This window comes from Mesorhizobium sp. M0633 (assembly GCF_040320645.1).
Classification (GTDB): domain Bacteria; phylum Pseudomonadota; class Alphaproteobacteria; order Rhizobiales; family Rhizobiaceae; genus Mesorhizobium.
This window is the reverse complement of the sequence record NZ_JAMYQC010000086.1, coordinates 1-4,778: the sequence shown is the minus strand read 5'-3', so window position 1 is coordinate 4,778 and position 4,778 is coordinate 1. Positions and strand designations below refer to the sequence as shown.

General features: G+C 57.8%; 2 protein-coding genes and 1 pseudogene. 2 read left to right on the top strand and 1 reads right to left on the bottom strand.

Annotated features, from left to right (window positions below):
* A pseudogene (locus tag NKI47_RS34545) lies at positions 1-203 on the bottom strand (hypothetical protein); the annotation flags it as partial.
* A gap of 143 nt (positions 204-346) precedes the next feature.
* Here NKI47_RS34545 and NKI47_RS34540 point away from each other — a divergent pair.
* Together NKI47_RS34540 and NKI47_RS34535 are read left to right on the top strand one after the other, a co-directional pair.
* Complete coding sequence (locus tag NKI47_RS34540) at positions 347-1,783, top strand: hypothetical protein (RefSeq protein ID WP_352596243.1); 1,437 nt, start codon at positions 347-349, stop codon at positions 1,781-1,783.
* Positions 1,780-4,134 (top strand): caspase family protein, encoded by a 2,355-nt coding sequence (locus tag NKI47_RS34535; protein ID WP_352596240.1) that lies wholly within the window; start codon positions 1,780-1,782, stop codon positions 4,132-4,134. Before NKI47_RS34540 ends, NKI47_RS34535 begins: the two co-directional genes overlap by 4 nt.
* The last annotated feature ends 644 nt before the right edge of the window (positions 4,135-4,778 follow it).

Sequence of the window (4,778 nt, the reverse complement as noted above, 5' to 3'; positions counted from 1 at the left end):
TCTGGCCGTTCTGCCACGAACGACATTTTGTTGGTGTCTGTCAGTTCCGCCGCAATCCGCTGCAGCGTGTGATCTTCATCCGAAATGCGGGCCGCGGTCTCGGATGCCGAAGCGCCGTTCGAATGCTTCGGAAGCCGCCTGGGCGAGTAGAGTCCGACCTCCGCCGCGACTGATTTCAGTGAAATGCCGCGCGAGAGCAACACGGGCGCCGCATCCAGCCTGGCCGCGTCGACGCGATGGAAGGTCCACTTCATACTGCGTTTGTCGATACGGTCACTTAATGTACCATCGAGCCCGCGCGGTTCGGAACTACGCCAAATCCTCAGCGTGGATTGGGAGGGCAGTCATGGCATCGCAATGTTGGATCAATCTTGGCGCCGATGGCAGGTTCGCGGCGAGCGGAAAATTATCGAGCACGCCCGCCGATGTCGATCACCTGCTAGGCGATGCGTTGGGCGACGCCTCACAGCTCGTACTCTACTTTCATGGGGGGCTGGTAAACGAGGCGTCCGGGCTCATAAGCGCGGAACGGATGTCGGGTAATTACGGATCGACGGCAGCCTCGGTAGGGATTATTTGGGAGACGGGTCTTGCCGAAACGTTCCGCGATAACCTTCTGTCAATCACGGAAACCAAGGTCTTCAAGAAGGCGCTTTCTTGGGTGCTAGCCAAGGCAGGTGTCGGCGATGACGGCGGAGCCAAGGGCATAGGTGGTGGCCCACTCGCTGCCGCAGAAATCGAAGCCATGCTTGAGACACCGGAGGGTGCAAGGGCGCTTGATGGCGCACTTGCAGCCCAGGCCGATGCCGCCCAATTGGCCGCGAGTGCAAAAAGCAGCGGACTTGATGACCTCGACGCGGAGGCGATCGCTAGCGACCTTGAATATGATTTTGCGGCCGACCCTTCGTTACCTGATCTGATCGATTTGGCAGTGCTTGGGTCTGATCCGATTCGCCGCAAACTGGACCTCGAGGACGGTGCGAGAGGCGCGACTATTACTGGCGTTGCTTTGTTCATCGGTAAGGTCGTCGTTGCCGTGATCCGCCGCTACCGCAGCGAGACGGCGCATGATGTTCTTCCAACCGCAGTGGAGGAGTTGCTGCGCGCTGCCTATCTTGGCGACGTTGGAAAGTTCGCCTGGGACGCAATGAAGGCAAAAGCGCAGCGGATGTGGACCGACGATGGGGCAACGCCCGGCGTGAACGGCCACGGTGGGGGATATATGCTGCGGCGGCTCGAAGCGCTGCAGGCGGCCCGGCCGGAAATGATCATCGATGTCGTGGGCCACAGCGCTGGATCGATCGCTATCTGTGAGATGCTGGCAGCGATCGAAGCTGACCGGCGCACAATCCGGTTGCGCAATATCCTTTTCCTGGCGCCCGCCGTCCGTCTGGACCTTTTCGCCCGTTGGATTCCTCGCGGGCCGCAGATTTTCAAACGCTTCCAAATGTTCACGATGACCGATGCCGCGGAAAAGCAGGATCGTATCGCCGGCCCGATCTATCCTCGATCGCTCCTCTACATGGTCTCTGGTTGCTTCGAGGATCGCCCCGATGCGGCCATTGTCGGCATGGATCGTTACCTTCGACGCGCGGCGACCTCAGCCGGACGTGACTATGACGATGTGCGCCTTTGGTTGCAGGAGGGTAACCGGCTTGCTTATTCTCCAAGCCCCGCCCGTACCGCGCAGGGCCTCCAAACGAATTCCCTTCACCACGGCAGTTTCGACGACGATCCGGCTACCCTTGCTAGCCTCCGCTTCATAGTGGGAGCAACACCATGACCCACGCACCGGACGACTATGCCTTGGTTATTGGCGTCAACGATTATCCGGAGTGGAACAAGGGCGCGAAATCGCTCAAGGGTTCGGTCAAGGACGCGACTGATTTTCGCGATTGGCTAATTCATAAGGACGGCGGCGGCCTCGCGCCGGAGAATGCAAAGCTCGTCGTTTCGACTGTTGAGCCACTAGGCCCGCGGCAATGGATGATCGACGATGCCTTTCGCGCGATCCGTAATCAGTCCGAGGGAAAGTTGCGGCGGCGCTTTTATTTTTATTTCACTGGGCACGGCCATAGCCGTGCCGGTTCGTGGCAGCAACAGTCGCTCTGTCTCGCGAACTGGTCACCACTCGATGCTGGCGCTGCTCTTCATTTGGAAAGCTACATAAAGGCCTCGATTGGCTGTTTGAAATTTTCAGAAAGCGTCTTTTTTCTCGACTGCTGCCGCGTTCGAGCCGTGGTTCCGCTGGGGCAGCAAAGCGAGTTGGAGTGCGGGGACCCGGACGCAAGACACCGCTATTCCGCGATTCTCTTTGGGAGCGATCAGTACGAGCCCACATTTGAAGGAGAGGTCAATGAGGAGATTCGGGGTTACTTTACCGCCGGTCTGCTGACAGTGCTCAAACAGGGGACGATCGAACTTAGCGACCTCCTCGACCGACTGAGGATCATAGTCCCGGATCTTGCAAGACCCAAAGAGCAGACAGTTCGAGCAGTCCCCGCAGACACAAAGATTTATCTTGGTCCTCCAGATCGCAAACCACTGCTGGAGAAATATGCTGACGGCGGGAAAGGAGTCGGCACGCAGGTTTCAATCTCGGTGAAGAGCAACCTGACCGGCAGCAACACTGAGCAGGACGCGCCCACACCCCGGCCCGGCGACATTAGCATAATTCGCGACGATTTTCTTATCGCTCGCGGCGTTGGTTCTGTCAGCAAGCAGCTTATTCCGGGACATTATCAGGTCCGCATTGATCATGCGGAGGCATCTATCACTTACGACATTGATGTGGGCGATCAACCGGTTGAGCAGCAGTTCGACCTTCCCCGACGCGCTTCTGCGACTCTGCTATCCAGCACAATAGACAAGCACGAGTGGCTGACCGATCCGGTAGTCGATGCAAGCAAATGGGATGCTTCGCAGGGCGGCCAGGCTATTTTCGTTTCTGTGCGTTCGCGGCAGCCGGGCGATGCGACGCCGATGGCAAGATCGCTATCGCTGTCGCTAAACAACCGAGGCAAGAATATCGCCATCTACGAGGGAAACTCACTGCATCTCGTGGAGCCGGGGACCTCTGACCTGCTTTACTTTGGCTCTGAAGGAGACATTTCAATCCTGCCGATCCCCATCGCGAAAGGGTGGGACACACACGTATTTATTCTGACTTATGAGGGTCGCCCCCAGCTTCCGACCGCTTCTATATCTATGCGGCCTTCTGGGGTCGGCTTCGATCCGTCCGATGCGTTGATTGATGCCTACGAACGGGGCATTGCAGACCTTGTGACCGGCGGCCCTGGACCTGACCCTGAAACTCTCGACTATTTGCTCTGGGGCAAATATCGAAACCCACTGTTCGGCTTGCTAGGCGCGCACTTTTTGATTCGCAAGCTTCGACGCGATCCCAAACCGGATCCCAACGATCTCCAACGTCTCGCGATCGTGGTCGAAAATTTGGGTGAGCTGCTTGGTGCGGATGCGCCCGACGTCGTTGCTCTGCGCCTTTGGAGGCAACTGATCTCCAAAGAGTGGCCGAGGGAACCTTTAGCTGGGCACTTGCCGCTGTTCAATGTCGGTTTCCAAGCTTTCATAGAGGCGACGGCATCGTCTGACGCAGCGATGGACAGCAGGCTCGACGACGTCGCGCTTGGCCTCGACGGGAATTCGCCATGGACGTTGTGGCGGCCTGCAAGGACCAGCAGCGTGTCCGCGAGTTGGAGCCTCTATCCGACACCACACACTACGTTCCATTTGGAAAGCGAATCGATTGGCAGGCTGAAAGCGATCGAGAAACTGTGGCGCAGAGATGGCTTTGTAGTGGAATCGACGCAGGCTGGCAGCTTGCGCAAGCTTCGGGCAATACGCCCGGAAGGTCACCGTCCCCGAAATTTCGATGCCGCCAGTCAGGCCAACACAATTCTCAGCATTCCTGACTGGGTGGTGAGTTACATGCGTGAGGCAGTTAAACAGAGCACGCGAACAGGCGGTGCGCTTGATCTTAGCCGGCTAGTCCGTCGCACTATGTTGCCGATGAATGTCCTCGTGGCAGCGAAGTCTCTGGCGGAACAGTCTGAAGACGACGGTGGGGTGGTGGAGCCTATTCGAAGCTTCGGCACCGCCCCGCCTGTCGATTAGGAGGAAGCTTCTCCGCACTGGTTATGCCACGACATTTTCGTGAGGAAACAGAAAAGATCACGCCGACAAGGATGAGGATGACGGCGAAATGTCTGCCTGAGCCGCATGAGTGCTGATCGCCCATCGCGAGCGCTTGTGGCGCCGGCTCAGCGAAATCCGGCTTGCTCCGAAATTTTGCTACAGACTTGCACGCACCCGGCCCCCGCATGAGACAACCGTTTTGGGGGAACGGGCGGCATCGATCTAAACCACGAAGCCCCCCATTAACCAAACTGCGGCACCAGCGAACAAAAAAAGCGGCCAACCGCGCAAGAGCTTGGCATTCCGGGGCAAGTCGCTGCGGGACAGTTGACTACACGGCTGTTAGCACCAAACGTACAGGAACCGGCGTCACACCAAGCAAAGCGCGAGGTTGTGAGCCAACCCTTGCTCTGGTTTTAGCTCTGGTTTTAGCTCTGGTTTTAGCTCTTATTAAACAGCTAAGTCATTGAAATCATTAGCATCCTATTGCCAGCGAAGGTCTCCCTCTCCGCCACTTCGGAGTTGTGTGCGTCAAGTTCTGCAAAATGGCGTGGCATTGCGGTGACGTCGGCGTGTCCGCCGCGCAGCTCCCGTGTTTAGCGGAGCGGCGGACACATGACGGT